The sequence below is a fragment of the Caproiciproducens galactitolivorans genome, assembly GCF_004768785.1.
GTDB lineage: Bacteria > Bacillota > Clostridia > Oscillospirales > Acutalibacteraceae > Caproiciproducens > Caproiciproducens galactitolivorans.
The window spans coordinates 43582-66122 of the sequence record NZ_SRMQ01000010.1; the positions used below are offsets into that span (position 1 = coordinate 43582).

Consider the following 22541-nt stretch of genomic DNA (forward strand, 5'->3'; position numbering starts at 1 on the left):
GTGGTCAAAATAGCCATACCTTTATATCTCAATGAAAGGGGGAAAATCAAACGTGATAACAGGAAAAGAATTCAAAGAAATCAGAGAGTACAAAGGTTTGTCCTTGCGTGATGTAGCAAAGTTTTGTGATGTATCACCGCAATTGATAGGACAGATTGAGCAAGGCAAAAAGTATTTTACAGAAAATAACTACAAGCAAATTATTGATGCTATGAACATTGCTTTTGCAAAGAAAGCAAGTGGCGAACTTCAAAAACAAATTGGTAGACCAACAACAAATAAATGAAAATCGAAGGAGGAATTAAGCAATGAAGTATTTTATGGCATTACAGGTAGAGGGGAGTAATGATCATAAACAGTAAACCCTATGGGAGATAAATAATTATCGTTTGAACCAACTGTAAATACTCTTGTGAAAACAAGAATATGAAAGAACAATTATTAAACAAATTTCCAGAATGGTATAAGGATTTAAACCCAGATAAATATTACATGGTATTATCAAATGATTTTGACAGTTACTATTCATGCAAACTTTTAAAGCATTTATTTGGACTTACAATAGGCGGCTTTTATTCTCTCGATAGTGGATTATATTTGAATCCAGAACGGTCGGAAGGAAAGGAACCCATATTTATAGATTTGAGTGTTACCAGATGTAAAACATTCGATAACCATTTTACATTTATAGATAATCCTGAATCTATCAATCCGAATATCATTACTAATATTTACTATAAGAAATTTAATGGCAGTACATTGGCTTTACTTTGTTCCCTATTCAATAGGGATTTATCCAAATACAATGAAGAATCATTGACTACATTACTTTGTATAGATGGTTGGTATATCGGTTATTACAATAAAGGCGGCAAATACAAAGATGTCAATATCTATTGGTATGAAATGCTTGATATGGACAAGTATTTGCTCCCATTATTACAGGAGCATGATAATCAGTATTTTGTGGATTTTATCAGCAAATATGGATTGAATGAATCCATAACCATGATAGATAATCATTTACATTGTAACTTGAATGTTGGAATTCCTAAGTATGAATTTGAATTAGTACAACCAGTGAAAAGACAAAACATGAGTACATATGAATTAAGGTCAATTTATAGTAATAATCCTGATTCAATCATTACCGCAGCGGAATGTTATAAAGACAAATATTCAGTTTGCAGAAAGGCAGTATAAATATGAAAACACAAACACAGGAAGAAATTCAGAAATCAATTAGCGAACGATTTATAATCGTTTACTCTTGCCGGAAGATGCTCTATTTGAAAGACAATGGATTCAGATATTTATTCAAATGCTTTAATGAAGGTTGCAGATGTAACTTTTGGGTATTTGATGCTACACCTGAAATCAGACAGGCATTGAGCGAATATAAAAGACCAGATCAAGAATAAGTAAGTTTCATTTGAAACTAAGTAAAAATAAATTATCTAGGACTACCCCAAAACAGGGTAGTCCTTTTATATTGTAAAGGATGATGTGATTAATTAATGACGATCAAATGTATGTATTATAGTAAAAAATTCGCAAATAAACCTAAAGGTTATGAAGTAGCCGAGGTACAAAAGAACCTTGCAAAAACAGATATTACTATTGAAGAATTGGCAGAGGGTTTAAGCAACGGAGCAACATTCAAACCTGCTTTACTGGATGGAACAAAATCAAAGGACTGGATAAGCCAACAAATATTTGCTTTGGATTTTGACCACGATACAACAATTCAGGAGCAGTTAAATAGATGCTCTCAATTAAATATATACCCTTGCTTTGGTTATACTTCATTCAGCCATACGGAGCAGGAACACCATTTCAGATTAGTATTTTGTACCGATACAGTTATAACTGATGTTGAAACAAGAAACAAATTACAGAATACTCTTATTTCTATATTTGATAAATCCGATAATGTAACAAAGGATTGTACTAGAATCTTCTTCGGTGGGAAGTCACTAATTTGTGATTCTTATAATAAAAGGATTAATGCACAGCAAATTATTGATAAGTATTATAAGGAGTCCCCAACTTTGGGTTCTTCAATGGTTACGCCAAAACCATGTAAAAAAAAACTAGATTTATATTCTAATACAGAATCAAACGAGAATATGGCACTTAAAATTGAAGCAATTAGAGCATTAAATGTAGATGTAATGAAAGAGTTACTAAAAGGGGTACCTAATAAAGAAGATATATTACCTTCTTCTATTAGGTACCCTTTTAAGCAAACATCATTTGAGAATGAGAAAGATTTGTATAAATATATTAATTCTATTGATTTATCGGAATATTTAGGTATTGATGGATATGTAAATTGTATTCTACCAGAACATAAAGATGATTCACCTTCTGCACATATTTATACTACTGATGATGGAACACAAGTATATAAGTGTTTTGGCTGCAATAAGTGCTATACCATTATAGGAATTACAGAGAAGTTAGCACAATGCAAGAAAAGTCAAGCAATCGAATTTATAAAATCCGTTTATAATCTGAAACTTGAAAAGTCCGATTGGGTGAAACAACAACAGCAGATGTTAATTGACAATGCTAATTATCTTGATTCAGAAGAATTTGATTTACAGTTTCCAACATTATCAAAATTAATTAGAACCCGTAAAGTACATATTCAAAAAATGTTATTGCACTTCACACAGTATGTAAATGATAATATGCAAAATATGGAAAGACCAATTTTCTTTGATAGTTATAAGAATTTACTTAGCGTGTGTGGTATAAAAAGCAATATGAATACTTTAGCGCAGTCACTTACATTATTTGCTTTGCTCAATATAATTGAAAAACTTCCAGCAGAAACGATTCCAGAAAAGGAATTGAATAAAGCAAAACATATTGCCGCTAAATATGGATTCAAGAAAATTACTAATTTTTATAGTTTTCCTGAATATGGAGTTTTGCAGTTTGAAAATAGTGAAGAAATTGCCAAAACATTAAAAGATAATCATATTTCACTTAAAGGACTTAGCAAAGAATATGTGCTTCGGACTTTTGGAGAGGAAACAGCAAATAAGGTTTATCCTCAATACAAATTTGAGAATAAAAAAGGCACTTCTGAAAAGTCAGATAATGCCACTATTGAATTAATAAACCAACTTTGTAATATCATCAATAGACAAGGATATTGCCTTGAATCTGATATTAGAGGGAAAGGACAAACAGAATTACAATGGAAACGAAGTATTCAAGAGATACTTAATGTTGGTAAATTCAAAATGATTAGAGCAAATAAGTTAAATAAGCAAAAATACAATTTACCTGATGATATTGCAGGACAAAGTTCAGTGATTATAAATGCGTAATGGAAAAAGGTGATAGTGATAGAAAGAAGGTATATAATCTTCTTTATTACTATCACCTTTTTTCTGATATATGAAATTCAAATTATGAAAGGAAGTATTTATTATGAATAAAGAATTAAACAATGCTATTGAAAACAATGAAACCATATGTGAGGAAAATCATGCAGCCGTTGAACATTGTGTTGCTTCGCTTGATAGCGAAATTAATAATATCAATGACGTTATTCGTGAAATGCAGTACATTCAAAAGAAAATGGAATGGAATAGAATCTGTGCTATTGAAGATAAGGTCGATAGGATAAATGATAAGCTAAATTTGATTCTTAAGAAATTAGGTGGTTAACATATGGCAAGGACAAAGCAATCTATTACAAAGAAAGATGGATATGGAGTAGGAAAAAGCACGTCGCAGGAAGTAAGTGTATTCAGCAAAATAAAAAGCATGGTAAAAACGGATACAAAATCATATTACATAATTTGGCGATATGCTCCGCAACTATTACCTAACCAGAATCTAAAGACATTTGATGATCTGAAAAATAATTACAAGGTATTTACTGCCGGAGTAACAGAAAACAATTGTGAGAATTGGCTTACAGAGGAAAATGTTCAAACGGCGGTTAAATGGCTTTTAAAGCGGCTTCATCAAAAGAAAATGATTGAACTTTACAATATCTATTTTGACAGAGCAAAAGAGGATACAAACGCTTTCAAGGCATTTACGGACTTTTCAGAGAAATTCTTTGCAGATGGACAATCAAGTGAATTGCTTAATATTCTGCAAGGTGTATCTGATGAAGATTTAAACGAAGAATAATATATAGTTATATTATGTTTTAGGGGTTGTAGAGCGTGTTTTATCAGTGGGTAGTATAATTTGCTACCTGCTTTTTTATGCGCTCTATAATCCTTATTTATTAATGTAGAAAGGGGGTTAAAATGACAGTTCAGAGTAAACTCAAAAAGATTATAAGTAATCCAATACTTTACATACAGAATTTTATGAAGGTAGTAGATAAGAGCGGAAATGTAGTCAAATTTGAATTGAATCCTCAACAAAAATATCTGCTTGAAAATATGGACAAATACAATATTGTACTCAAAAGCCGCCAGTTAGGTATTACAACTTTATCCTGTGCAAAGAGTATATATCTTGCCAGTACAAAGCCATATACAACCTGTCTTTTAATGTCCTATTCAATTGAATCCGCTTCACAGATATTCGATAAATTAAAGGAATTATACTTCAATATGCCGGAAGCAATCAGAATACCAATCATAGCCAATAATAAAAAAGAACTACGCTTCATTAATGGCAGCAAGGTGGTAGTTGCTACTTGCGGTAATAAAGATGTTGCCAGAGGTGCAACAATCCGTTATGCACACCTTTCAGAAGTGGCTTTTATGAAGGATACAGTTGAAAAACAGTTACTTGCTATTGAACAAGCATTAACTCCAAACGGTCAGATAATCCTTGAATCTACTGCAAACGGTATGAATTATTTTCAAAGCCTATGGAATAAGGCAGAACGCAAAGAAAATATGTATAAGCCGTTTTTCTTTAGTTGGATAAATGACAAGATGATGTTTGCTACTGAATACAAGCAATTTTCAGATAGATATATTGAAATTCATGGAGTATTGCCGGATGAAACAGAACTTGACGATACAGAAAAGATTCTAAGGTCGCAAGGTGCTACTATTGAACAGTTAGTATGGAGAAGATTAAAGATTGCTAATAGTAGTCCCGAAGCATTTGCACAGGAATTTCCTGCTACTGCATTAGAAGCATTTGTAAGCACAGGCAGTAACATATTCAATTCAAAGATGATACATGAACGCTTGCAATATATTGGTGATATAAAACCAATTCAGAGTAAGCCGAAAGAATTGCCATTAAGTTTATGCCCGTGGTTAGGCAGAGAATTGACTATATGGGATACTCCCAAGATAGGACAGAAATATTACATAGGTGTAGATACTGGGGAAGGTATGTCACAAGATTATAGTGCTATTGAAGTCCTATCTGCTGATGGTATCCAAATGGCAGAATTCAAGAGTAATAAGATTAAGCCATTCCAATTTGCGGAATTGGTAAATGATATAGGTATTTATTATAATCGTGCTTTATTAGTGGTGGAGAAAGCCAGCGCAGGTCATGTTGTTGTCGATAAATTGAAGAATGAATATCATTACAGTAATATGTATAAATACGTTGAATATGATGCAAGGGGCATGAAAAAGAAAAAGGTTGGATTTGTAACGAATCCCAAAACAAAACCGATTCTAGTTAATGACTTTGTAGAACTGTTTGAAACAAATCAGATAGTTATAAAGAGTAAAGACTTGCTATCAGAAATGAAAGTATTCCAATTTAAAGATGGTAAAATGGGTGCAATAATCGGACAGCATGACGATCTGTGTATGTCTATGGGGTTTGCTATTGTTGGAATGAAATCCGGCGTTAATTACATTTAGGAAGGGTGATAAAATGGACAAGTTATGGTTTGAAAATGAAATATATAAAACCGAGCATATGAAAAGAATTAGTAATGTCCTTGATATAAAGCAGTATCTTTTGAGGTTACATAAGGTGCTTCAAAGACCAGATTTTCAGTTTAAAGAGGAAACTTATAAAACCGCTAAAATAGTGCTGAATACATTGAAAACAATCATTAATTTCCATGTAAGTTATGTGGTTGGTAATCCAGTAAGCATAACAGGTAAGCCGGAAATAGTAAAGAGATTCAATAGTATTTATAAGCAAGGAATTTACACAAAGACAGATTATGAAATTGCAAAAGACCTCTTGACTTATGGTAATGCCTTTGAATATGTCTATCTTGACAATGGAATTATAAAATCTCACATTATAGCAAATGAAGATTCTTACCCTGTCTATGATGAACAGGAGAATTATATTTCGTTTGTTGAATACTGGGAAGATATGGAGAACGGTCATAAAAATTACATTGTCTATTATCCAGATCGTGTAGAAACATGGCAGGATGGTATTATAAAGGATACTGCCAAGAATCTAAGCGGCTTACCTATTCATTACATTGGTATGGAGAAATCAGAATACAATTTCTTCGGTGACAGTCCGATTAATGATTTGATGCCTATTATGAATCAGATTGAAGAATTGCTTTCTAAACTTGATGATGCTATTACTACATTAAGCATGAATCCGCTAGGGGTAAGCATGGGGCAAAGAATAACAGATTCAATCCCAAGAGATATTTGCGGTGCTACATTGAATCTGGAGGATGGTGGGGACTTCAAATATGTAACTGCAATGCTTGACTACAACAATATCAAATTGCTTTTAGATAGCCTTACACAACAGTTATATACGATTGCAGGAGTACCGAGTGCAGTAGTTGGACAAAGTAATGTATCTAATGTATCTGAAATATCATTGAAACTACTTTTCAGCCAGACAGATAATAAAGCAAAGCAAATGATTCAGGTGCTTAAAGAGGGTATGTATAAGCGTTTTGAATATTTCAGGAAGTTACTAGCCGTACAGGGCATTACTTTTTCTGATGAAGATATGCAGAGCGTTGATATAACCTTTACAGTAAACAGACCAGTAGACACAAATAATATGATGAATGAATTAAAAACTCAACGTGATATGGGTGCTATCAGTATTCAAAGTATTATTGAACAGTCACCTTATACGGTGGATTCTGCTACTGAAATGCAGAGGTTGAAGGAAGAAAAACAAGTATGATAGCGATACTGTTGTTCACTTGACAAAACGCTTCTTTTTGTGATAAACTAAGGCAAAGTGTGAAAAAATGTTGTTGTTCTGTTATGACAACTGCACACTAATTTTAAGCAAAAAGCAAATAACAAAGTGACCGAAAAGCCGCATGAATGCTGGATTTTTCAATATTAAATTGTAAAATTCTTTACGACAATGAATGGGGTTACAGCAACAAGGTTCTCGACCTGATTAAGCACATGAACAAAGTTGACCACGAATAAGATTTGATTTTTCAGTCCCCGCGGTGCAAACCGCGGGGACTTTTTTATACTCTCCCGGTACCACAAAAAGCGACATAAAGAGAATGGTATACTTAGAACAGCCCTGTTTGTTACAGGGTCAAAAGGTATGATTTTTATAACAAAATGACTAAAAATATAGAATCAACTCAATAAATATTACAAATAAATCACCAAAGTATTGCTATTTTGCAGATTTGTGATATGATAAAATCATGACAAGGGAATTAAAACCAGGGGAGTTGTTTAACATGCAAATTACTGCTGAATCCAATGACGGAAATCTGCCGCTTTATTTGTTTCACCAAGGCACGAACATAAAAGCATACGAGTTTATGGGCACACATAAGACTGTAGCAGACGGAAAAGAATGCATGGTTTGCCGCGTATGGGCGCCGAATGCCGAAGCGGTTTCTGTTGTAGGCGATTTCAACGACTGGAAACCCGGGGTTTATCCCATGGAAAAAATCAGCGACGGCGTTTGGGAATGCTACCTTCCGTTTGTTATGGAGCAGTACCAGCCTTATAAATTCTGTGTGGAAAGCGCGGATGGAAAACAAACCTTTAAAAGCGACCCCTATGCCTACCATTTTGAAACACGCCCGGGCAACGCTTCCAAGTATTACGACATAGAAGGCTATCCCTGGGGTGACAGCGCATGGATGAAGCATAAGGCTGCGAAAAAGCATTATAACCAGCCGGTTAATATTTACGAAATACACATGGGCTCCTGGCGCCGTTATTCGGACGGAAATACGTTTTCCTACGATAAGCTGGCTGACGAGCTGGTTCCCTATCTGAAGGAGATGGGGTACACGCACATTGAACTGATGCCGATTACCGAATATCCCTACGATGGTTCCTGGGGCTATCAGGTTACCGGATATTTTGCCCCAACTTCCCGTTACGGCGAACCAAAGCAATTCATGAGTTTTGTAGATAAACTCCACAGGGCGGGGATCGGCGTGATTATGGACTGGGTTCCGGCGCATTTCCCGAAGGATGAATCCGGCCTTGCCCGCTTCGATGGCACGCCCTGCTACGAATATTCCGACCCCCGTAAGGGCGAGCATAAGGAATGGGGCACGCTGGTTTTCGACTTCGGCCGCAACGAGGTAATCAGCTTTCTGGTCTCCAGCGCGGTTTTCTGGCTGGAGAAATATCATATCGACGGGATCCGCGTTGACGCGGTCGCTTCCATGCTCTACCTGGATTACAGCCGCAAGGACGGCGAATGGATCCCGAATAAAAACGGTGGAAAAGAAAATTTGGAAGCGGTTGCTTTCCTGCAAAAGCTGAACGAATCCGTGTTCGAGCTTTTCCCGGACGTTATGATGATTGCGGAGGAGTCCACCTCGTGGCCAATGGTTTCCAAACCGACCTACTGCGGCGGGCTGGGCTTTAATTATAAATGGAATATGGGCTGGATGAACGATATGCTCCATTATATGTCACTTGACCCGATATACCGTCCATTCAACCACGATAATGTAACGTTTTCCTTTTTCTATGCCTTTTCGGAAAACTTCATTTTACCGATTTCGCACGACGAGGTCGTATACGGGAAGCGTTCGTTGCTGAATAAGATGCCGGGGGATGAGGATCAAAAATACGCAGGCGTGCGCGCTTTCATGTGTTATATGATGGCACATCCCGGAAAAAAGCTGATTTTCATGGGCACCGAATTCGGGCAGTGGAACGAATGGAATTATCAAACAGAGCTGGACTGGGGGCTTTTAAATGAAGAAAAACATCGGCAATTACAGTATTTTGTGAAAACGCTGAATCGTTTTTATCTGAATACTGCCCCCTTGTGGGAAGTTGATTTTACGTGGGAAGGATTTTCCTGGATTTCCAATGATGATTACACACAGAGCGTAATCGCCTTCCGCCGGATGGATGCAAGCGGGCATGAAATCATCGCCGTTTGTAATTTTCTCCCTGTTAAGCGTGAACACTATTCTATTGGGGTACCGTTTGAGGGGACTTATGCGGAAATTTTTTCTTCGGACCGTGCCGAATTTGGGGGGAGCGGGATTACCAACGGGGACGGAATTCATACCGATCGAAAGGCAATGCATGGTTTTCAGCAGTCGGTTGAATTGACCTTGCCGCCGCTGTCCGTCCTTTTTTTGAAATGTAAAAGGCGAAAAGCAAAAAAGACTGCCAAAACTACTGTGCTCAAGGAGAAATCCAAGAAGAGCAAGTGAATTACTAGGGAGGGTATTAAAATGTTGCCAAGACAAGAGGTAGTTGCCATGCTGCTGGCAGGGGGTCAGGGAAGCCGTTTGGGCGTCCTGACTAAGAATCTGGCGAAACCGGCAGTACCCTACGGAGGGAAATATCGCATTATTGATTTCGCGCTTTCCAACTGCGTGAATTCCGGAATTGAAACGGTCGGTGTGCTGACGCAATACCAGCCGCTTGTTCTGAATGAATATATCGGAAGCGGACAGCCGTGGGACTTGGATAGTATGAATGCGGGGGTGCGCGTGCTGCCGCCCTATCAGCGCAGCCGCAAATCCGACTGGTACAAAGGCACGGCGAATGCAATCTATCAGAATATCCAATACATTGAACGGTATAATCCGGAATATGTCGTCGTGCTTTCCGGTGATCATATTTACAAAATGGATTACTCCAAGATGCTTGCCTACCATAAGGAAAAGGGGGCCGACTGCACGATTGCGGTGTTCGAGGTTCCGCTGGACGAGGCTTCCCGCTTCGGAATTCTGAACACGAACCCGGATGGCTCCATCTATCAGTTTGACGAGAAGCCGAAGGTTCCAAAAAGCAACCAGGCTTCCATGGGGATTTATGTGTTTACGTGGAGCAAGCTTCGCAAGTACCTGGAAATGGACGAAGCGAACCCGAAATCCTCTAATGATTTCGGAAAAGACGTCCTTCCCGCTATGCTCAAGGCGGGGGAGCGCATGTTTGCCTACCGTTTTGAGGGCTACTGGAAGGATGTAGGGACCATTGACAGCCTTTGGGAATCCAATATGGATTTGCTGAACCCCAATGTCCCCTTGGATTTGAACGAAGGCGACTGGAAAATTTATTCCCGCAACCCGGTTATGCCGCCGCACTACATAGCAAGCGGCGCCAAGGTGCAGAATTCTCTCGTTGCAGAGGGCTGCAATGTATACGGGGAAATTGATTTCGCTGTATTGTTCGCCGGTGTTACGATTGCGCCGGGCGCGGTTGTGAAGGATTCCATTATTATGCCGGGCTCCCGCGTGGAGGAAGGCGCGGTCGTACAGTATGCCATCGTGTCGGAAAACACGGTGATCGGAAAGGGGGCGGTTGTCGGCGCGCGCCCTGAGGATATTGCCAATAAGGACGAGTGGGGCGTTACTGTGATTGGGGACGGCTGCAACATTGCTCCCGGCGCCGTCATTCCGCCGAAAGCAATGATAGACGCGGAAACACTAGCAGAGGAGGCGGCGAAATAATGCGCGGAAACAATGTTTTGGGATTGATTTTTTCAGACATTCATGAGGAAAGGATCCGGGAACTGACCGACAAACGCACAATGGGTTCGGTTCCGTTCGGCGGAAGGTACCGTCTGATCGATTTCCCGCTTTCCAACATGGTGAATTCGGGAATTAACAAGGTCGGTGTCATTACCAAGAGCAACTACCAGTCTCTGATGGATCATCTTGGGTCGGGGAAAGCGTGGGATTTGTCCCGCAAAAGGGAGGGGCTTTCCATTCTTCCGCCCTTCACAAGCGAATGTACGGTTTTTAACAGCCGGATTGAATCACTTGCCTCTATTAATACCTTTTTGGCGAACTCCAGGGAAGAGTTTGTACTGTTGAGCGACTCCGATGTTGTTTGCAATATTGACTTTACCGATGTTGTGTCCTTCCATATGAAGCATGACGCGGATATCACCATCATCTACCGGACCGGGAAACTTCCGGAAAAGATTTGCGACCCGACGGTTTACACGATCGATAAGGAGGATCGCGTGAAGGATATGCTGATCAATCCGCACACGGAAGGCGTTTGCCATTACGGCTTGAGCATGCTTCTGATGAAACGTGAGCTTCTGATGAAAATGATAGCGGACTGTGTCAGCCGGAACTTATATAATTTCAAGCGGGATTTCCTGCAAAGGAATATCGGAACCTACAAAATCTGCGCCTATGAATTCAAAGGCTATACGCAGTCAATCTGCTCGATGAACGCCTATTTTGAAGCAAATATGGCGCTGATGCAGTCGGCGGTACGGGCGGAGCTGTTCAACCCCGACCGGCCGATCTTTACGAAGGTGCGCGACGATATGCCCGCCCGCTATGGGCTTGGCTCCAGCGTAAGCAATTCGCTGATCGCCGACGGATGTGTCATCGAGGGCTCCGTGGAAAACTGCGTGCTTTTCCGAGGCGTGCATGTGGGGAAAAATACAAAGCTGGAAAACTGTGTGGTTATGCAGGATACGGAGATTGGGGCGAACTGTCACCTGAATTATGTAATAATTGATAAAGACGCGGTGATAAAAAACGACCGTTCCCTTTTCGGATTTCATTCCTATCCGGTTTTTATCAGTAAGGGAAGCGTCGTCTGACCTTCCCGTTGCAGCCAAAATTTCAGCTAAGGAGGCTTATCAATGAAAGTTTTATATTGTACCAGCGAGGCGAGGCCCTTTGCCGCAACCGGAGGGCTGGCCGAGGTGGCAGGCTCCCTTCCGCAGGCTCTTCGGCTCCGCCTGATTGGCTGCCGGGTTGTTATGCCGCTGTATGAAGATATACCGCAGGAACTGCGCGACAATATGAAGTTTATCACCAGCCTGTCCGTTCCGGTTTCTTGGCGGCGCCAGTACTGCGGTGTGTTCGAAGCAAAAGCCGGCGGTGTGATTTATTATCTGATTGACAACCAGTATTATTTTAAGCGCCATGGGCTGTACGGACATTACGACGACGCGGAGCGTTTCGCGTTTTTATCACGTGCGGCCCTTGAAATGCTTCCTTATATTGATTTTAGGCCGGATATCCTCCACAGCAATGACTGGCAGACCGCGCTGGTTCCGATCTATTTCAGTATTTTTTATGCAAATAACGATTGGTACAAGGGCATAAAAACCGTTCAGACCATACACAATATTCAATATCAGGGCAAGTATGGAAAGGAACTTGTTGAGGATGTGCTTGGCATTCCCCAATCGGCGATTTCCATTCTGGAATACGACGGGTGCATTAATCTGCTCAAGGGTGCGATTGAATGCGCGAACCGCGTAACAACCGTCAGCCCGACCTACGCAACGGAAATTCTCGATCCGTGGTTCTCGCATGACCTAGATAGCATCCTGCGCGAAAGGACATGGAAGCTGTCCGGGATTCTGAACGGGATCGACACGGTGGATTATGACCCCGCGAACGATCCGGATCTTTACGCCCCGTTTACGCCCGAAGACCGTTCTGGCAAGGCGGTAAATAAAAAGGAACTGCAAAAGCGCCTAAACCTGCGCGAGGAGCCGGAAACGCCGCTGATCGGGATGGTTACCAGAATGGTGCCCCACAAAGGGCTTGACCTTGTGAAAGAAGCGCTTGACCGGCTAATGACGGAAAACAATGTCCAGTTTGTCATTTTGGGTTCCGGGGATTGGGAATACGAGAACTTCTTTAAAGAAATGCAGAATAAATATCCCGGAAGGCTTTGCGCCTGTTTCGGTTTTGTTCCGGAGCTTTCCCGCAAAATCTATGCCGCTGCGGATATTTTCCTGATGCCTAGCAAGAGCGAGCCCTGCGGGCTTGCGCAGATGATTGCGCTGCGTTACGGTGCGATTCCGGTTGTCCGGGAAACCGGCGGCTTGAAGGATTCCATACAGGACAGCGGCGACGGGCAGGGCAACGGTTTTACCTTCCGCAGCTACGATTCCGGCGATATGCTTTATGCCCTGCGCCGTGCGCTGGAGGGTTATCAGAACCGGGGAGGATGGGACATTCTGGTAGAGCGTGCCATGAAATGCGATTTCAGCTGGGGACGATCGGCAAACGAGTATATCCGGCTGTACCGCGAGCTGATCAAGGAAAACGCCTGATCTGCGGGGGTCGATCCGAGAAAATGCAGGAGGAATCAGCATTTGAATATTACAAAAGATGAACAGGAAATCCTGCTCGAAATGAAGCGGGCGAAGCGGTATCCGATTGTGCGTTTGGAACTGCACAATTCGGAAGAACTAGAGCTCGTTTCCATTGCATTGAACTATGTGCGGATTACGGACCCGCAGGATTCAATGGAAACGGTCAAGCAGCGCGGTACTGCGCTGCAAAGCCTGATGGAAAAAGGGCTTGTTTTCATTGACTATACGGTTCGTGTCTGGGTTTCGGGGGACTACGACGTTTATTACAAAAGCAAAATTTACGAGCTGTTGTGCCATACCGTTATGGAAGGCGCCCAGCGGCCGGGGGCGGTCTTTAACCTTCCGTATATGCGCAAAGGTTACGCGTCCCTTACGTCAAAGGGCGAACGGCTTGCGGCGCAGATAGAATAAAACAGGGGCGCGGGGTAGCCTGCGCCATGCCCCAAAAGACAAAAGACGAAGCCATGGAGTTTTCCATGGCTTTTTTGCTATTTTCATACTATTTATAAAAACAATTTAAAAAAGTGTTGCAAATTGCCTCCAAAGTTGTCTATATATTATGAAATCGAAAAAAGGTTTCCATTTTAAGAAAAAGGGGGCGGTACCAATGGGCATATTAACGCAAGTAATATTCAAATCGGAAAAATAAAAGGAGAGTAAAAAATGAAAAACTCTGCAAAAAACGTTATTAGCTTATTTCTAACATTTGCAATTTCTTTGGCGGTTGCAGTACCTGCGTTAGCAGTTGAGAGGGATAAAAACAATCAATTGCTTCAGAATGATAACTCCAAGTTTTCTGTAAGTAGAGTATTAACCTTCAATGAAATCGTGGAGGAAATCGCAAAAGACCATTTCTAAATCGCAAGCGGAAAATCAAGTAATCTCAAGTCTTGAAACTCCAAATAAGAATTCTTATACTTCTGCTAAAGTGTTGGCAGCAAGTTCTACTTATCGTACATTTACGGAGTCATTTACGGTAACAAAAGAATATAAACCGCAATTAAAATTTTACTGTGAAACGTCGGAAGGTGATTATCACTTTTGAATACTTAAGATCCTTAATATAAATATGAACAGGAAATACGGCAATATGTCCAAACAATTTTCCGGTACTGTATATGCCAATTTAGAAGATGCTAGTACAATATTTTATACTGTAGAAGGAGTTTTTTTTAATAACGGTACGACAACTGGTGGCGGCGGAGTATCTATTGGAGTAGGCCAATCTGCATCAGTGAATTTTAGTGTATCAGGGTCAACTAATCACTATAGCTATTGCTATGTGGAGGATCGCGCCAGATTCTACTAGGTTCGTTATCAATAATCTTTTCGGAGGTATGAATGAATACAAAAACATCTCGTGCGGTAATTTTAATAACCGGCCTAATTATCGGCATTTTTATCGTTTTTTTGCCCTACATATTAACAAGAAGCTGGTTTCAGAATGATGATTTTCTAGCCGAACTGTATATTACCGATTATATTTTGAAAACGTTGTCACCAGCTATGGGTCTTTTCGTAATTTACGATGCCGTAAAATTCTATTTTAAATAAAGCAACCGGCCTGCTGAATTTCAGCGGGCCGGTTGTAATTTGTTTCATCTATGTTATAATTTTATTTAGTTTGTTTCTTTGCTCCCATGCGCGTTTCGGCGTTTTGAATCAGATTAAAGAGGGACGAAGCGAACAGCGGGTAATCCGCAGAAATTTTTTCGGGGGAAAGCTCCGGGAGCTTGTCCTTATCCAACCCTTTCATGTCTTCAACGCTTTCGCCGTCCGCAACACAACTGGCGTTTGAAAGCGCAATATCCTGCGCTGCGCTGGAGCGCCCGTCGCTCAGCTTCTGCGGGACCGCGAACATCCCCTGCGGGTTTTTCGGATTCGCGGAATAAAGCAGGCGGAAGCTCTTGTAAATGGCGAGATTCAGGTAGGCGGAAATCTCGGTGGTCAGCGATTTGTTCCCCGCCTTCTGCAAAATTCCAAATATTATATTCAATGAATTGGCAATCAGCTTTTTATTCAATACCGGAAGAAGGCTGCCTTTCAATACATTTTCCTTGCCGATAGCGTCCGGCTCCGGAATATCTTCCACCTTAATGGTTGCTCCGCTGCGGTGCGGGGACCTTCCGAGCAGGTAATCGCAGGAGACATCATAAAAGTCCGCCGCCTTTACGACGAAATCCAGTCCGCATTCACGGATTCCCTTTTCATAATGCGAAAGCAATGCCTGGGAAACACCCAATTCCTCGGCGGCTTTTTTCTGGCTGAGTCCGCGTTCCTTACGCAGTAGAGTTATAATTCTCGGAAAGCTGTTATTCATATCTAATTATCCCCTGTCGAATTGTGGAAAAAATTAACACCTTGTAAAGTATATACCTAATATAACGCTTTGTAAAGCCGCTAGATATCGTGTCTAGTTTGAAAATCCCTCCATTATCTTGATCCTGAAGCTATAAATCGATTTTATCATATAAAAGGAGACTTGTTATGAAGTCCTATACAATCCATTTTATCCGTCATGGCCTTACAGAAGGAAACCTTCTGGGACAGTATATCGGCAGTACGGATCTGCCGCTTGCAGACGAAGGAGTCGCGCAGCTTGAAAATTTGAAGCGGCTCTATACGTATCCCAAAGCGCAGCTTTACTATTGCAGCCCGATGCTGCGCTGCATTCAGACCCTCCGCATTTTGTACCCGGAGGCGCAGCCGATGCTGGTGGACGATTTGCGCGAATGTGATTTTGGTGATTGGGAAGGAAAGACCGCGGAGGAAATCGCCGCGCAGGACGAGCACTTTTCCGAATGGATGGAAGGCGGAAAGGCGGTGACTCCGCCGAACGGTGAGTCCGGGGGCGCTTTTATGCAGCGTGTGTGCGCTTCGTTCGAAAGGATTGTGGAAAGCATGCTGCGTTCCGGAATGGACAGCGCTGTTATTGTGACCCACGGCGGCACAATTATGTCAATCCTTTCTACATACGGCCTTCCGAAGGCCAATTTCTACGACTGGATGACGGAGAGCGGATGCGGCTATTCCCTGCGCATTACGCCGGGCCTGTGGATGCGTTCCATGGTTGCCGAAGTGTACGACACCATTCCTCCAAGGGAAGTGCCCACGCCGGACGACGGCAGGATGGTGATTGACCTGGCCCGTGAAGCTGCCGACAGGGCATACGGCAAAAAAGAGGGAAAATAAAAAAGTCCTTGACAACCGGCAAAGCATAAAATATAATAATAAATAATTTAATATGCTACAAAGGCAAAGAAGGGAATAAGACACAGGCGGAAGCATTGCAGAGAACCGGCGGAAAGGTGCGAGCCGGTGCGGAATCTTGTGTGTATAGCTCATCCCGGAGCCTCCGTCTTCGAAAGGAAAGCATTAGAAGCGGACGCAGCGGCAGCGTTACAGGCCGGAGCCTTGTTGGAGGCTTACAGAGGGTTCCTTTTCGGAACTGAATTTGGGTGGTACCGCGGATAAGTTTATTCGCCCCGAGCACAGCTAGAGCTGTGTTCGGGGCTTTTGTTTTCCTGGTTCCCGTTGTTTTTTGTGGTAAACGCGAAGAAAACGAACAAAGGAGTGTTTGACGATGTATGAAGGCTGCAAAAAGTATATTCCGTTCCAGCCGATCCACCTGCCGGACCGCCAATGGCCCGACAAAATTATCCGGGAAGCGCCGGTTTGGTGTAGTGTGGACCTGCGCGACGGCAATCAGGCGCTGATCGATCCAATGAATTTAGAGGAAAAGCTGCTGTTTTTCCAGACGCTTGTTGACATCGGTTTTAAGGAAATTGAAGTCGGATTCCCTTCCGCTTCGGAAACGGAATATGAAATCCTGCGGACGCTGATCGAGCGCGATCTCATCCCGGACGATGTGACCATACAGGTGCTTGTCCAGGCAAGACCGCATCTGATTCAGAAAACCTTTGAGGCGATTCAAGGCGCAAAGAATGTCATTGTGCATTTTTACAATTCCACGTCGACCCTCCAGCGCAAGGTCGTTTTCAAAACGGATATGCAGGGCGTTATTGACATAGCTGTGGAGGGCGCCAAGCTGATTAAGGAACTAACCGAGGCGGAAATCCGGAAAAGCGGGGCGAATATCCGCTTTGAATATTCACCGGAGAGCTTTTCCGGAACGGAAATCGAAAATTCGGTCCTGATCTGTGAAAAGGTGATGGAAGCGCTTGGCTCGACGCCGGAAAACAAGCTGATTTTAAATCTTCCTAATACGGTGGAAATGGCGACCCCGAACTGCTATGCCGACCAGATTGAATATTTCTGCCGCCATCTGAAAAACCGGGAGAGCGCGATCATCAGCATCCATCCGCACAACGACCGCGGAACGGCTACGGCGGCTACCGAGCTCGGAATCATGGCCGGGGCGGAGCGGGTGGAAGGTACGCTGTTCGGCAACGGGGAACGCACCGGAAACGCGGATATCATGGTCGTTGCCATGAACATGTATTCACAGGGCGTTGACCCGAAGCTTGATTTTTTCCATATACATGACATTCGTGAAATATACGAGAAATGCACGAAGATGAAAGTGCATGAGCGCCACCCCTACGCAGGCGACCTGGTGTTTACGGCGTTTTCCGGTTCGCATCAGGACGCGATCAAAAAAGGCGTGGACTATATGACGAAAAGCGGGACGCCATACTGGGAAGTGCCGTACCTTCCGATCAATCCGGCGGATGTGGGCCGCGAATACGAGCCGATTATCCGCATCAACAGCCAGTCCGGAAAGGGCGGGGCGGCGTTCGTTATGCAGCAGTATTTTGGCTACGAGTTGCCGAAAGCAATGCATCCGGAATTCGGCGCGATGGTCAAGACCGCCTGCGACGAAACGGGACGCGAGCTTCGCCCGCAGGAAATTTTCGATATTTTCCGCCGCGCGTATCTGGAAGTCGACTACCCCTATAATCTGAAAAAATATAAGCTGTATGAAGAAAACGATATTAGTGGCAACACTCAGGTGCATTTTGAAGGCGTCATCCGCTTTAAGCATGCGGACCATCCTATCAGCGCCGCGGGAAACGGCCCCATCAGCGCTTTCTTCCACGCGCTGGAAACGGTCGGCATCAAGAATTATCAATTTGTTTCCTACCGTGAGCATGCTATTTCCAGCGGCGCCGACTCGAAAGCGGTTTCCTATATCCATTTGACCGGTCCGGACGGCGAGCCGTTGTTCGGCGTCGGTATCGACAACAATATTAGCCTTGCTTCCATTAAGGGGATTATCTGTGCAATTAACCGCGCAAAGAACGCAGCAAACAATTCTGGAGGGGATACCAATGAAAACGTATAAAATTGTACTGTTAAAAGGGGACGGAATCGGGCCGGAAATCGTAACGCAGGCGGTAAAGGTTTTAAACCGGGCTGCGGAAAAATTCGGCTTTGCGATATCCTACGACGAAGCGCTGCTGGGTGGCTGCGCAATTGATGCGACCGGCGTTCCGCTTCCGCAGGAAACCATTGATAAATGCAAAGCGGCGGATTCCACGCTGCTGGGGGCGGTCGGCGGGCCGAAATGGGATGGCATGCCTGGCAATTTAAGGCCGGAAGCGGGTCTTTTAGGCATCCGCGGCGCGCTGGGCTTGTACGCAAATCTTCGCCCGGCTGTCATTTTCAAGCCGCTTCGAGAGGCTTCGCCGCTGAAAACGGAGATTATCGGGGATAACCTTGACATCCTGGTCGTGCGCGAGCTGACCGGCGGGATTTACTTTGGGGAACATGGCAAAAAGACGGTAAACGGCGCGGAGGCCGCCTACGATACGGAAATATACTCTGTTCCGGAAATTGAGCGTATTGCGCGCGTAGGCTTTGAAATGGCTTCGAAACGCGACGGTAGGCTTTGCAGCGTAGATAAGGCAAATGTGCTGGAATCTTCCCGTCTTTGGAGAAAAACGGTTGCACGGATCGGCAAAGAGGAGTATCCTAATATAGAGTTGTCCAATCTTTATGTGGACAATTGCGCGATGCAGCTTGTTCGCAATCCGAAGCAGTTCGATGTGATTGTGACTTCGAATATCTTCGGCGATATTCTATCCGACGAGGCTTCGATGATCAGCGGTTCCATCGGGATGCTGCCTTCCGCAAGCCTTGGCGCCGGAAAGGCGGGGCTGTATGAGCCTGTGCACGGTTCCGCGCCCGACATCGCCGGAACGGGAACGGCAAATCCGCTCGCGACCATTCTTTCTGCCGCAATGATGCTCCGCTATTCGCTGGAAGAATACGAAGCCGCCGACGCCATTGAAAATGCCGTTTGCGAAATTCTGAAAACAGCTCGCACGCCGGACATTTATACCGAAGGCATGCAGAAGGTAACCTGTGAAGAAATGGGCGATCTTGTCTGCAAAATACTTTAATATCTGTATATTATAGCAATAATTATACAAATAGTATTACATTTGGAGAGAAAGATGCAGCAAAATGAGACACTCACCTTTCAAAAAGGGCTGAAAGACGGTTTACCCATCTGCCTTGGCTATATCAGCGTTTCGTTCGCGTTTGGCATGATGGCGACGCAGGGAGGGCTGCCTGTTTGGGTCGCGCTCCTGATATCCATGACCAATCTGACCAGCGCCGGGCAGTTTGCGGGAACGCAGTTGATCCTGACAGGGGGGCTGTACATAGAAATTGCGGTAACAACTTTTGTCATTAATATCCGCTATATGTTGATGTCGCTTTCCTTATCGCAAAAGGTGGACGAAACCATGACGTCCTTACAGCGGTTTGTGCTTTCCTTCGGCGTTACCGACGAGGTTTTTGCGGTTGCCATGCAGCAGAAGGGGAATATCAACGCGCGGTACTTTTCCGGGTTGATCGCTGCACCTTATGCCGGCTGGACGCTCGGGACGTTTTTGGGCGCTGCCGCAACCGGCCTTTTGCCAGGATGCGTGCGCACCGCGCTTGGAATCGCCATTTACGGTATGTTCATCGCCATTATTATCCCGCCCGCAAAAAAGGCGAAGCCGATTGCAAAGGTGATTCTGTTTACCATCGTACTGAGCTGCATTTTCAAGTGGGCTCCGTATTTAAACCGGATTTCCAGCGGCTGGGTAATCATTGTGTGTGCGGTGATCGCTTCGGCCTTTGCCGCTTTGCGCTATCCGGTTCATGAGGCGGAGGTGCAGGAATGAATTATACGAGGATTTTAACCTGCATTTTTATCATGGCGTTTGTAACGTATATCATCCGCATGCTGCCGCTTGCCATTTTTAAGAAGAAAATTAATAACCGTTTTGTGAAGTCCTTCCTGGCGTATGTCCCTTATTCGGTGCTTGCGGCAATGACTTTCCCCGAAATTCTGTATTCCACCGCGAATTTGTATTCGGCATGTATCGGGCTTGCCGCCGCGCTTTTTCTTGCTTACCATGGCCGGGGGCTATTAACGGTTGCGCTGGGCTCCGCCGGTGCGGTTTTTGTTGCGGAACAGATTCTTCATGTTATCGTGAAATAAGCAATAAAATAATTCACGCCGCTGCAAATGCAGCGGCGTTTTTTCAACAGACGGCAAAGTTGTAGGTGCTTAGCATTGACAATAATAATTTCAGCAATTTCTCTATGCACTAATAACCGAATTTTCCAGTCAGCGATTCATCGTTTTCAATCCATTCCTCCACATAGACCGAGGAAAAAGTATTTTTCGTGTTCCGCGCAACAACCCGCGTAATTCCCGCGTTGATAATCATTCGTTTGCACATGGAACAGGGGGAAGCATTTTCTACGTAATTGCCGGTTTTCATGTCGCGGCCCACCAGATAGAGCGTACTGCCGATCATATCGCGCCGGGAAGCGCTGATGATGGCATTGGCTTCCGCGTGGACGGAGCGGCAAAGCTCGTAGCGCTCGCCGCGGGGAATGTTCAATGATTCACGCACGCAGACTCCCGTGTCGATGCAGTTGCGGCGGCCGCGCGGCGCACCGGTGTAGCCGGAAGAAACGATTTCGTCGTGTTGTACGATAATCGCGCCGAAATTCCGACGCAGGCAGGTTCCGCGTTCCAGTACAGTTTCCGCAATATCAAGATAATAATTTTCTTTATCAGTACGAGTCATTCTGATACCTCCCGCTCTTTTATAACCAATTCTATCATATTGTATTTTCAATGGATAATCAATGGAATTGTGCGAATTTATATGATATAATCTTAAATCGAGATAAAAGAGATTTCCTTTCGGAACAGTCAGTAGCTGGCGGGAAGTTTCCGAACTGATAGATACGGAGAAATAAAAATGAATTTATGGGATATGAATACAATAAAGGGTGTGCTGTCGCGCCACGGGTTTCATTTTTCCAAATCACTAGGACAGAATTTTCTCATTAACCCGGATGTTTGTCCGCATATGGCTGCCGAATGCCGTGCGGACGGCGGTGGGGTACTGGAAATTGGCCCGGGGTTGGGCATCCTGACTGTGGAACTGGCAAAAAGAGCTGCCAAAGTCGTGACCGTCGAACTGGATAAGCGTCTGCTCCCGGTTTTGGAAGAAACGCTGGCGGGTTTCAGCAATATAAAAATTATTCTTGACGATATATTAAAAACCGACCTGAAAAGGCTGATAGAAACCGAATTCCCGGGGCAGGAGATCGCCGTCTGTGCCAATCTTCCTTATTATATTACCTCGCCCGTCATTATGCGGCTTTTGGAGGAACGGCTGCCCATTCATTCCATTACGGTAATGGTGCAAAAGGAAGCGGCTCAGCGCTTTTGCGCACAGCCCGGCAGCCGCTCCTGTGGTGCGGTTAGCGCGGCTGTGCGGTATTTTGCGGAACCGGAAATCCTTTTCCAAGTGGGGCGCGAAAATTTTCACCCTCAGCCGAATGTGGATTCCACGGTGATCCGCCTGAATGTCTTGAAGGAACCGCCCGTACACATTGATGATGAAAAGGATTTCTTCCGGGTGGTGAAGGCGGCTTTCGGCCAGCGCCGGAAAACGATCCTCAATTCGTTGTCCTCCGGGCTTGCATTTCAACGGGAGACAATCGCTTTGGCGCTGGAACGGGCGGGAATTGCCCCCAATGCGCGGGCAGAGCAGCTTACAATGGAACAGCTTGCGGCTTTGAGTAATGAATTGTCGTCGGAAAATGAGTGAAACGGA

Annotated in this window: 22 protein-coding genes and 1 other annotated feature; of the genes, 20 read left to right on the plus strand and 2 right to left on the minus strand. The window is 43.7% G+C overall.

What is annotated here, in order from left to right; translation table 11 throughout:
• Positions 1-52 precede the first annotated feature (52 nt).
• From CAGA_RS10065 to CAGA_RS10130, 14 genes are all read left to right on the plus strand, one after another.
• Positions 53-286: a helix-turn-helix domain-containing protein gene (locus CAGA_RS10065; RefSeq protein ID WP_167875218.1), complete on the plus strand. Its 234-nt coding sequence runs from the start codon at positions 53-55 to the stop codon at positions 284-286.
• Positions 287-426: 140 nt separating this feature from the next.
• Positions 427-1203, plus strand: coding sequence for a hypothetical protein (locus CAGA_RS10070; protein ID WP_135660430.1), 777 nt, complete (start codon positions 427-429; stop codon positions 1201-1203).
• A 314-nt stretch (positions 1204-1517) separates the two neighbouring features.
• Positions 1518-3344, plus strand: coding sequence for a hypothetical protein (locus CAGA_RS10075; RefSeq protein ID WP_135660432.1), 1827 nt, complete (start codon positions 1518-1520; stop codon positions 3342-3344).
• A 103-nt stretch (positions 3345-3447) separates the two neighbouring features.
• The gene (locus CAGA_RS10080) at positions 3448-3687 is read left to right on the plus strand and encodes a hypothetical protein (protein WP_135660434.1); all 240 of its coding nucleotides are present in this window, start codon (positions 3448-3450) and stop codon (positions 3685-3687) included.
• A 3-nt stretch (positions 3688-3690) separates the two neighbouring features.
• On the plus strand, positions 3691-4161 hold the full coding sequence (locus CAGA_RS10085; protein ID WP_135660436.1) for a hypothetical protein: 471 nt from the start codon (positions 3691-3693) through the stop codon (positions 4159-4161).
• 122 nt (positions 4162-4283) lie between these two features.
• Entirely contained in the window at positions 4284-5822 is a 1539-nt protein-coding gene (locus CAGA_RS10090; RefSeq protein ID WP_135660438.1) for a phage terminase large subunit family protein, read from the plus strand.
• 13 nt (positions 5823-5835) lie between these two features.
• Positions 5836-7083, plus strand: coding sequence for a phage portal protein (locus CAGA_RS10095; RefSeq protein ID WP_135660440.1), 1248 nt, complete (start codon positions 5836-5838; stop codon positions 7081-7083).
• A 526-nt stretch (positions 7084-7609) separates the two neighbouring features.
• Complete coding sequence (glgB, locus tag CAGA_RS10100; RefSeq protein ID WP_207669573.1) at positions 7610-9568, plus strand: 1,4-alpha-glucan branching protein GlgB; 1959 nt, start codon at positions 7610-7612, stop codon at positions 9566-9568.
• Positions 9569-9589: 21 nt separating this feature from the next.
• Positions 9590-10813, plus strand: coding sequence for a glucose-1-phosphate adenylyltransferase (locus tag CAGA_RS10105; protein ID WP_135660442.1), 1224 nt, complete (start codon positions 9590-9592; stop codon positions 10811-10813).
• A complete protein-coding gene (glgD, locus tag CAGA_RS10110) occupies positions 10813-11928 on the plus strand; it encodes a glucose-1-phosphate adenylyltransferase subunit GlgD (RefSeq protein ID WP_135660444.1) in 1116 nt (371 codons plus the stop codon). Before CAGA_RS10105 ends, glgD begins: the two co-directional genes overlap by 1 nt.
• A gap of 42 nt (positions 11929-11970) precedes the next feature.
• Positions 11971-13401 (plus strand): glycogen synthase GlgA, encoded by a 1431-nt coding sequence (glgA, locus tag CAGA_RS10115; protein ID WP_135660446.1) that lies wholly within the window; start codon positions 11971-11973, stop codon positions 13399-13401.
• A gap of 42 nt (positions 13402-13443) precedes the next feature.
• On the plus strand, positions 13444-13854 hold the full coding sequence (locus CAGA_RS10120) for a hypothetical protein (protein WP_135660448.1): 411 nt from the start codon (positions 13444-13446) through the stop codon (positions 13852-13854).
• Between the two features lie 252 nt (positions 13855-14106).
• Positions 14107-14301 (plus strand): hypothetical protein, encoded by a 195-nt coding sequence (locus CAGA_RS10125; protein ID WP_135660450.1) that lies wholly within the window; start codon positions 14107-14109, stop codon positions 14299-14301.
• 483 nt (positions 14302-14784) lie between these two features.
• Positions 14785-14997, plus strand: coding sequence for a hypothetical protein (locus tag CAGA_RS10130; RefSeq protein WP_135660452.1), 213 nt, complete (start codon positions 14785-14787; stop codon positions 14995-14997).
• A 61-nt stretch (positions 14998-15058) separates the two neighbouring features.
• On the opposite strand, the gene CAGA_RS10135 is transcribed toward CAGA_RS10130, so the two are convergent.
• On the minus strand, positions 15059-15763 hold the full coding sequence (locus CAGA_RS10135; RefSeq protein ID WP_135660454.1) for a helix-turn-helix domain-containing protein: 705 nt from the start codon (positions 15761-15763) through the stop codon (positions 15059-15061).
• Between the two features lie 167 nt (positions 15764-15930).
• Between CAGA_RS10135 and CAGA_RS10140 the strand changes: the two genes are divergently transcribed.
• From CAGA_RS10140 to CAGA_RS10160, 5 genes are all read left to right on the plus strand, one after another.
• The gene (locus CAGA_RS10140) at positions 15931-16635 is read left to right on the plus strand and encodes a histidine phosphatase family protein (protein WP_135660456.1); all 705 of its coding nucleotides are present in this window, start codon (positions 15931-15933) and stop codon (positions 16633-16635) included.
• A gap of 57 nt (positions 16636-16692) precedes the next feature.
• Positions 16693-16934: a binding site (T-box leader), on the plus strand.
• Positions 16935-17026: 92 nt separating this feature from the next.
• Positions 17027-18748, plus strand: a complete 1722-nt coding sequence (leuA, locus tag CAGA_RS10145; protein WP_135660458.1) for a 2-isopropylmalate synthase — start codon at positions 17027-17029, stop codon at positions 18746-18748.
• Positions 18735-19808 (plus strand): 3-isopropylmalate dehydrogenase, encoded by a 1074-nt coding sequence (leuB, locus tag CAGA_RS10150; protein ID WP_135660460.1) that lies wholly within the window; start codon positions 18735-18737, stop codon positions 19806-19808. The genes leuA and leuB overlap by 14 nt, the downstream gene beginning before the upstream one ends.
• A 54-nt stretch (positions 19809-19862) precedes the next feature.
• Positions 19863-20582, plus strand: a complete 720-nt coding sequence (locus CAGA_RS10155) for an AzlC family ABC transporter permease (protein ID WP_135660462.1) — start codon at positions 19863-19865, stop codon at positions 20580-20582.
• Complete coding sequence (locus CAGA_RS10160; protein ID WP_135660464.1) at positions 20579-20902, plus strand: AzlD domain-containing protein; 324 nt, start codon at positions 20579-20581, stop codon at positions 20900-20902. Before CAGA_RS10155 ends, CAGA_RS10160 begins: the two co-directional genes overlap by 4 nt.
• A gap of 109 nt (positions 20903-21011) precedes the next feature.
• On the opposite strand, the gene CAGA_RS10165 is transcribed toward CAGA_RS10160, so the two are convergent.
• On the minus strand, positions 21012-21500 hold the full coding sequence (locus CAGA_RS10165; RefSeq protein ID WP_135660466.1) for a deoxycytidylate deaminase: 489 nt from the start codon (positions 21498-21500) through the stop codon (positions 21012-21014).
• A gap of 177 nt (positions 21501-21677) precedes the next feature.
• On the opposite strand from CAGA_RS10165, the gene rsmA reads away from it, so the two are divergent.
• Positions 21678-22535, plus strand: coding sequence for a 16S rRNA (adenine(1518)-N(6)/adenine(1519)-N(6))-dimethyltransferase RsmA (gene rsmA, locus CAGA_RS10170; RefSeq protein ID WP_135660468.1), 858 nt, complete (start codon positions 21678-21680; stop codon positions 22533-22535).
• The last annotated feature ends 6 nt before the right edge of the window (positions 22536-22541 follow it).

Excerpts from the sequence above, each read along its gene's own strand:
- CAGA_RS10070 (WP_135660430.1), top strand. The coding sequence starts at position 427 with ATGAAAGAACAATTATTAAACAAATTTCCAGAATGGTATAAGGATTTA.
- CAGA_RS10075 (WP_135660432.1), top strand. The coding sequence starts at position 1,518 with ATGACGATCAAATGTATGTATTATAGTAAAAAATTCGCAAATAAACCT.
- CAGA_RS10080 (WP_135660434.1), top strand. The coding sequence starts at position 3,448 with ATGAATAAAGAATTAAACAATGCTATTGAAAACAATGAAACCATATGT.
- CAGA_RS10085 (WP_135660436.1), top strand. The coding sequence starts at position 3,691 with ATGGCAAGGACAAAGCAATCTATTACAAAGAAAGATGGATATGGAGTA.
- CAGA_RS10090 (WP_135660438.1), top strand. The coding sequence starts at position 4,284 with ATGACAGTTCAGAGTAAACTCAAAAAGATTATAAGTAATCCAATACTT.
- CAGA_RS10095 (WP_135660440.1), top strand. The coding sequence starts at position 5,836 with ATGGACAAGTTATGGTTTGAAAATGAAATATATAAAACCGAGCATATG.
- glgB (WP_207669573.1), top strand. The coding sequence starts at position 7,610 with ATGCAAATTACTGCTGAATCCAATGACGGAAATCTGCCGCTTTATTTG.
- CAGA_RS10105 (WP_135660442.1), top strand. The coding sequence starts at position 9,590 with ATGTTGCCAAGACAAGAGGTAGTTGCCATGCTGCTGGCAGGGGGTCAG.
- glgD (WP_135660444.1), top strand. The coding sequence starts at position 10,813 with ATGCGCGGAAACAATGTTTTGGGATTGATTTTTTCAGACATTCATGAG.
- glgA (WP_135660446.1), top strand. The coding sequence starts at position 11,971 with ATGAAAGTTTTATATTGTACCAGCGAGGCGAGGCCCTTTGCCGCAACC.
- CAGA_RS10125 (WP_135660450.1), top strand. The coding sequence starts at position 14,107 with ATGAAAAACTCTGCAAAAAACGTTATTAGCTTATTTCTAACATTTGCA.
- CAGA_RS10130 (WP_135660452.1), top strand. The coding sequence starts at position 14,785 with ATGAATACAAAAACATCTCGTGCGGTAATTTTAATAACCGGCCTAATT.
- CAGA_RS10135 (WP_135660454.1), bottom strand. The coding sequence starts at position 15,763 with ATGAATAACAGCTTTCCGAGAATTATAACTCTACTGCGTAAGGAACGC.
- CAGA_RS10140 (WP_135660456.1), top strand. The coding sequence starts at position 15,931 with ATGAAGTCCTATACAATCCATTTTATCCGTCATGGCCTTACAGAAGGA.
- leuA (WP_135660458.1), top strand. The coding sequence starts at position 17,027 with ATGTATGAAGGCTGCAAAAAGTATATTCCGTTCCAGCCGATCCACCTG.
- leuB (WP_135660460.1), top strand. The coding sequence starts at position 18,735 with ATGAAAACGTATAAAATTGTACTGTTAAAAGGGGACGGAATCGGGCCG.
- CAGA_RS10155 (WP_135660462.1), top strand. The coding sequence starts at position 19,863 with ATGCAGCAAAATGAGACACTCACCTTTCAAAAAGGGCTGAAAGACGGT.
- CAGA_RS10160 (WP_135660464.1), top strand. The coding sequence starts at position 20,579 with ATGAATTATACGAGGATTTTAACCTGCATTTTTATCATGGCGTTTGTA.
- CAGA_RS10165 (WP_135660466.1), bottom strand. The coding sequence starts at position 21,500 with ATGACTCGTACTGATAAAGAAAATTATTATCTTGATATTGCGGAAACT.
- rsmA (WP_135660468.1), top strand. The coding sequence starts at position 21,678 with ATGAATTTATGGGATATGAATACAATAAAGGGTGTGCTGTCGCGCCAC.